Origin of the sequence: Streptomyces sp. NPDC006283 (genome assembly GCF_040613325.1) — a bacterium.
Classification (GTDB): Bacteria; Actinomycetota; Actinomycetes; order Streptomycetales; family Streptomycetaceae; genus Streptomyces.
This window is the reverse complement of the sequence record NZ_JBEXRZ010000317.1, coordinates 1-5,809: the sequence shown is the minus strand read 5'-3', so window position 1 is coordinate 5,809 and position 5,809 is coordinate 1. Positions and strand designations below refer to the sequence as shown.

2 protein-coding genes and 1 pseudogene are annotated in these 5,809 nt (G+C 72.1%); 2 read left to right on the top strand and 1 reads right to left on the bottom strand.

Annotated elements, in window-relative coordinates; translation table 11 throughout:
- Positions 1–69: 69 nt before the first annotated feature.
- Positions 70–687: pseudogene (locus ABZ070_RS34840) on the top strand (carboxyl transferase domain-containing protein); the annotation flags it as partial.
- Positions 688–754: 67 nt separating this feature from the next.
- Here the strand turns inward: ABZ070_RS34840 and ABZ070_RS34835 are convergent.
- Positions 755–4,462, bottom strand: coding sequence for a S8 family serine peptidase (locus ABZ070_RS34835; RefSeq protein WP_356639908.1), 3,708 nt, complete (start codon positions 4,460–4,462; stop codon positions 755–757).
- Positions 4,463–4,701: 239 nt separating this feature from the next.
- Between ABZ070_RS34835 and ABZ070_RS34830 the strand changes: the two genes are divergently transcribed.
- Entirely contained in the window at positions 4,702–5,490 is a 789-nt protein-coding gene (locus ABZ070_RS34830) for a VOC family protein (protein ID WP_356639910.1), read from the top strand.
- Positions 5,491–5,809 lie beyond the last annotated feature (319 nt).

The following is a 5,809-nucleotide window of genomic DNA, read 5'->3' as shown; positions in this document are numbered from 1 at the left end:
GCGAGCTGATCAGAGAGCTGCGTAAAGCCCGCGGATGGTCGCAGGGGCGGTTGGCTCGGCGGGGGCGGGGAGCTGCCGCGCAGCGGATGGGACGCCGTGCGGCAGGCGCGTGAGCCGGGACGGCCACGGGCCGAGGCGTATCTCGACGACTACTTCACGCGTCGCGCGCCGCTGCGCGGGGACAGGTGCGGCGGTGACGACCCGGGAATGCTGTGCGGTGTGGGGCTGCGGGACGGGCGGCCGGTGGCGTACGCGGCCCAGTGCGGCACGGCGACCACGCCCGCCGGTTACCGCACGGCCGCCCGCGTCGTACGGCTCGCCGACCGGCTGGGGCTCCCCGTCCTGACGCTCATCGACACGCCGGGCGCCGCCAACGGCGCCGAGGCCGAGCGCCGCGGCGCGGGCGCGGCGATCGCGGAGCTGTTCACGGCCGTGGCGGCCGCCCGTACACCGCTGACGAGCCTGCTCATCGGCGAGGGCGGCTCCGGGGGCGCCTTGGCGCTCGCCGCGCCCGGCAACACCTGGGCCGCGCCGGGCAGCTACTTCTCCGTCATCGCTCCGGAGCTCGCAGCGGCGATCCTCAAGCGCTCCCCGGAGCAGGTGCCGCACACCGCTGACCAGTTGCGGCTGCGGCCTCAGGACCTGGTGGACCTGGGTGTCGTTCGGGGCATCGTGGGCCCCGAGTAGCGGCACGGCACGACGAAGGGCCCGGTACGGTCGCCGTACCGGGCCCTTCGCGCTGCTCGGCGGGCCGTTACCGCACGCCCACCGCGCGAATGATCTCCTGCTTCACGGAGCCGCCCCGGTCATCGGCCGCGGAGGCGCGCAGCGAGATGTACTCGGCGTCCTTCGGCACCGTGACCGAGCCCTCCCAGGCGGCGGGCTTGCCGCGCACGCCGTCGAGTCCGAGCTTCTTCCAGGTCTTGCCGTCGTCGAAGGAGACCTCCAGCGTGCCGCCGGTGATCTTCCCGGTGTCCGGCGCGCCCTCGACGTACTCGGAGAAGATCCCGAGGTCCAGGCGCTTGCCTCCGCGCACGTCGCCGCGCAGGTCGGTGTCGACGTCGAAGCCGAGGTTGAGCAGCGGCAGGAACGTCCACCGGTCGGCCGGGGTCTCCTTGGAGCGGAACGTCCACTCCGCGTGCCCCTTCGTCGCGAGGCGCCAGCGCTCGGGGTCGAGCGTGGTGTCGGTGACGACCTTGAACTCCTGCTCGGTCGACTTGACGTTGCGGGCGTACGCACCGGAGCTCATCTTGCGGTCGACCCGCACACCGTCCACGTAGACCTCGGTGAACTGTGTCATCGAGTCGTCGCTCCACACATCGCCGAAGCCGGTGTGGTCGGGGCCCTGGTCACCCCAGCCGGGGGTGTTGAACTGCAGGTCGTTCCCGGACCGCTGCTGTCCCCAGCCGAGGCCGGTGCCCAGCCAGGGGTGCAGCACGGGCTTGAACCAGTTGAGTTCGGGGCGTGTGCCGCCCTTGTAGTCCACCAGGCCGCTGCGCTGCTCGAGGGCGCCCGGGCCGCTGCTCATCGACTCGTGCCAGAGCTGGCCGGGGCCGGTGCTGACGTAGTCGGTGCGCTCCGCGGGGAACCTGATCCTCTCCTGGAAGCCGAAGCCGACCGGGAAGGTGTCGGTGATCGAGTAGCGGAACTCGCCGCCGTCGACGGGCTTCGCGGCGTGGAACTTCGTGTCCAGCACGGCCAGTTCCCGCTTGCCGGGACGGTAGGTCAGGTCCCGGTCCGGGATCGCGCCCGGGTGCCCCTGGGACAGGTCGTAGGTGTACGACGGGTCCGGGTCGGCGCTGATGTCCACGCTCCGGTGACGCCGGGCGGCGTCGGCGAGACGGGCGCCGTCGGCGGCGTTCACGGTCGCCACGTGCAGCGACCGGTTCTCCCACGCCTCCGTACCGAACCAGTCCATCAGCCGGCCGGGTGCGTCGTCGGTGACGAACAGGATCTTCGCGCCCGCGTCCTCGGCGTTCTGCGCCAGCTTCGCCGGGATGATCGCACCGGTGTGCCGTACGAGAACGGCCTTGCCGCGTACGTCCTTGCCCTCGTAGGCGGCAACGCTGCCGTCGCCCGCGTCCACGATGCCGGAGCGCCAGTCGCCGTCGGCCATGGTGGTGCCGCCCTGCTGGGTCGCCCCGCCGATGCGAAGGCCGTCCACGGCCACGTCGAGGACCGGCTTGCCCAGGCGCCACACGGTCCGGTACTCGAAGGTGCCGGTGGCGGGCTTACGGGTGGGCGCGGCGAAGATGCTGTCGTACTTGGGCGGGACCTGCACGGCGCCGCCGTAGTTGACACCGTTCGCCTTGCGGCTGAACTCCATCAGCAGCTGACGGGTCTCGGTGCGCCGCTCGACCTCGGCCTTGATCTCGCGCAACTCGCGTCCGTCGAGGGTGATCTCGCGGTCCCGGTCGAGGGTGACACCGGGCTCGGTGAGGAAGCCGACGCCGAGGGAGTCCTTGCCGTGGCTGCCGCGCACGTCGAGGAACGAGTCGACGGAGTACGTGCCGGGCTTCAGACGCAGTTCGAGCGTGCCGGACTCGTCGACCGTCACGGGGAACGGGTCGTTGCCCTGCTCCAGCTTCTGCACACCGAGGTAGGCGCCCGTGGCCTTGCCGTCACGGTCCTTGACGTGGACGGTCAGGGTGTAGCGCTCCTCCTCCTTCACCATGCCGACGGCGGTGTGCGCGACGGCCTTGCCGTCCGCGGTGGCGGTGATGCGGCCGGAGGTGTTGCCGACGGGCGCCTTGGTGCCGTCACCCGTGACCGTCGTCGCGGCGGTGCCGTGCGCGGGGACGGTGAGCGTGGTGTCGGCGAGCGTGGCGACACCGGCCGGGACGCCCTCGACGGCGAGGTCCAGGGTGACGGGCGCGTCGGTGTGGTTGGTGTACGTCACCGTGCGGGTGACGGGCTCGTTGCCCTCGTACGGCCAGCCGACGAAGCCGAGGTCCGCGCTGCCGGTGGCGGTGACGGCCGCGCCGACGGCCGCCGGGACGTCCACGCGGCCCGTGCCGAGGGTGTACGCGTCCGCCGTGAGCTGCTTGGACGTGCTCATCAGCGCGTCCTTGAGCTGCTGTCCCGTCCAGTCGGGGTGCTTCTCGGCGAGCAGCGCCGCCACACCCGCGACATGCGGCGTGGCCATGGAGGTGCCGCTCATCGTCGTGTACGGGCCTTCGCCGGCGGTCAGTTGCGAGCGGGCCGCGAGGATGTCGACGCCCGGCGCGGACAGATCGGGCTTCAGCGCGTTGTCGCCGAAGCGCGGGCCCTGGCTCGTGAAGTAGGCGGGCGCGTCCGCGGAGTCGACCGCGCCGATGGTCAGGGCGGAGTCGGCGGAACCCGGCGAACCGACGGTGCCGGGGGCGCCGCTGTTGCCGGCGGCGATCACGAACAGTGCGCCCGTGTCCTTGGACAGGGTGTTCACGGCCTGCGCCATCGGGTCGGTGCCGTCGGTGCCCTCGCGCGAACCGAGGCTCATCGACACGATCTTGGCGTCGATGTCCTTGGCCGCCCACTCCATGCCGGAGATGATCTGTGACTCGCTGCCGCTGCCCTCGTCGCTGAGGACCTTGCCGACGGCGAGCGTCGCCTCGGGGGCGACACCCTTCTCCTTGCCGTCCGACGCGGCACCGCTGCCGCCGACGGTGGAGGAGACATGGGTGCCGTGGCCGTTGCGGTCGGCGACCTCCTGCCCCTCGATGAAGGACTTGGACTCGGTGATCCTGCCTGCCAGGTCGGGGTGCCCGGCGTCCACACCGGTGTCGAGGACGGCGACCTTGACGCCCTTGCCGGTCAGCCCGGCCTCCCACGCCTGCGGGGTGCCTATCTGGTCGTTGGACTCGGCCATGTCGGCCTTGACCTGCCCGTCCAGCCACACCTTGGTGACCCCGGCGGCGAACGCGGAACGGGACCGCGAGGCGCCTGCGGTGACGGAACGCCAGAACTCGCCCGAGGCGGCGGCCTCGACGGCCGCGCCGTTGATGCTGGGCAGGGCGCGGACCGATTCGGCCCCGCGCGGTGCGGCGCTGCGCGAGGTCTTCGCGTACGACAGGATCAGCGGCGTCCCGGCGGCCCCGTCGATCCCCTGCTCGATGAGCCCGGTGACGTCGAAGAGCCGCTCGTCGAGGATGCCCGCGTTCAAATACGGCCGCGCCTCGTCCGGGACGACCGTGATCCTGCCGTCGGAGATCTCGCTGCGTACGGCGCCGTCAGCCCCCTTGGGGCGCTGCACGTCCACCGCCTTCTTGCCGCCGGCGAGGTCGGTCACGGTGACCTTGTCACCGGTGATCAGCGTCACGGTGTGCGCCGCATGGGCGGTGGTGCCCGCTCGGCTGCTTGCCGCGGGCGGGACCGGGTCGCGGTCCGCGCCCGCGGCGACGGCCTGTCCGGCCGGGAGCAGAACGAGCGTCAACCCGGCGGCCATCAGCCGGGCTCCGCGTCTCGCGGGTGCTCTGGTGGTCATGGATGCCTCTCCTCGGGACGTCCGGTTGACGGGGGTGGCTCCGGACGCTGCGAAGAGTTTCGACGCGATCAAGCTGTCTGCGAACCGAACGGCACTGGCGGGTACGCGCCATGGCGGCCACCCGCCACGGCCGCGCCCCCGTGCCGGCACTCGCACGGCCGCGCGTCCTACGGGCGGCGGGGCACCGGGACGCATAGCGTGCGAAGGAGAGAACCGACATGCAGGAAGGCTTGGACACCATGGCAGCGCACCCCGAAGGCACGCCCTGCTGGGCGGACGCGATGTTTCCCGACATGGAGGGCGCGAAGCGCTTCTACGGCGAGCTGTTCGGCTGGACCTTCGACGAGGGCTCGCCGGACTTCGGCGGCTACACACAGGCGCTCTCCGGCGGCAGGCCGGTGGCCGCCGTCGTCCCGCAGATGCCCGGGGCCGGCGGGCCCCCGTCCTGGAATCTCTACTTCGCCTCGTCCGACATCGCCGCCACCGCCGAGAAGATCCGCGACAACGGCGGCGCTCTGCTGATGGATCCGATGCCGGTCGCCGATTTCGGCACCATGGTCACGGCGGAGGAACCGAGCGGCGTGTTCTTCAGCGTCTGGCAGCCGGGCAGTCACAGGGGCTTCGAGCGGACCGGCGAACCCGGCGCCTACTGCTGGGCGGAGGTCACCACCAGGGACGTGGAGAAGGCCGACCACTTCTTCCCCGCCGTCTTTCCCTACGAGGCGAAACGGATGCAGCACGAGTCGGTCGACTTCAGCCTGTGGCACGTCGGCGGCGAGCCCGTGGTCGGCCGGCTGAAGATGACCGAGGACTTCCCGGCCGATGTCCATCCGTACGTCAACGTGTACTTCGGCGTGGAGGACTGCGACGCGGCCGTGGCGACGGTCACCAGGCTGGGTGGAAAGCTGCACTGGGGGCCGAGGGACAGCCCCTTCGGCCGGTTCGCGTCGGTCGCCGACCAGCAGGGCGCCGCGTTCTCCGTCATCGACATCGGGACGACCGCGGGCGAGATGCCTCAGTTCACCTGACCGCTCCGCGCTCCGGTGCCGTGGCCCGCGCGTGAGCGCCGGTCAGGGTCCGGCTCACCACAGCCGCCACCACCGGCGGGCGACTGTGCCGTTCCCCCTGGTCGGGCGGGGTGTCGTCGACCCGCCGCACACTGCCCTGCGACATGCCTTCGGGCCCGCCGCCCCGGCTGTCGCCCTGCGCGCCGTGCCCTGTCCCGGCTCCCGCGCCGGGCTGCTCGGCGTCCGGGGCGTGACCTGTCGGCGAGCCGCGCGGGCGTGACGGTGCGGCTGCGGGCCAGGTCCGGGACTACGTCCACGAGCAAGGGCAACGACGTGGTGA